Source organism: Stenotrophomonas maltophilia group sp. Smal12 (assembly GCF_037079935.1).
GTDB lineage: Bacteria > Pseudomonadota > Gammaproteobacteria > Xanthomonadales > Xanthomonadaceae > Stenotrophomonas > Stenotrophomonas sepilia.
Genome location: NZ_JBAWUK010000121.1, coordinates 1 through 628 on the forward strand (window position 1 = coordinate 1; position 628 = coordinate 628).

The following is a 628-nucleotide window of genomic DNA, read 5'->3' on the forward strand; positions in this document are numbered from 1 at the left end:
GGACCGGTGGCGGTCCACCCGCCGGGCGAGGCGGCGCAGCTCGCCGTCCAGAGCGGCTTCGCCGTCGAGAAGCGGTTGCGCGGGCAGCATGGCCGTCACCGCCGCCGTCAGCGCTTCATGGCGATCAGCGTGTCCATCATGTCCTGCGAGGTCGTGATGACCTTGGAGGCGGCGGAATAAGCCTGCTGGGCGACGATCATGCGGCTGAACTCGTCGGTCAGCTCGACCGTGGAGCTTTCCAGCGCGCCCGCCGTCACCGTCCCGGCCTTGGCGTCGCCCGCCGTGCGGAGCTGGTACTGTCCGGCCGCCGCCGTCTGGGTGAAGGTGGTGCCGGTGACGCTTTCCAGCCCGTCGGCGTTGGCGAAGGTGGCGATGGGGATCTGATAGATCGCCCGCGTCTCGCCGTTGTCGAAGACGGCGCGGACGATGCCGTCCTTGCCGATGGTCGTGCCGGTCAGGGAGCCGGGCTTGTAGCCGTTCTGCGTCGTGGTCTCGACGCTGACCGAGGGCGTGCTGTCGCCGGATGCGTGTTGGGTCAGGCCGTTGTTGCTGTTGGCGGTGCCGAGGTTCAGCGCGACCGCGCTGCCGCCGGCCCCGGTGGTCCATCCATCGACGGAGAAGGACAGGG

At 69.7% G+C, this 628-nt stretch carries 1 protein-coding gene; it reads right to left on the reverse strand.

Annotated elements, in window-relative coordinates:
* Nucleotides 1-107: 107 nt before the first annotated feature.
* Nucleotides 108-628: flagellar hook-basal body complex protein (locus tag WDC87_RS21880; RefSeq protein WP_336331336.1), on the reverse strand; the 521-nt coding region annotated here is incomplete at its 5' end.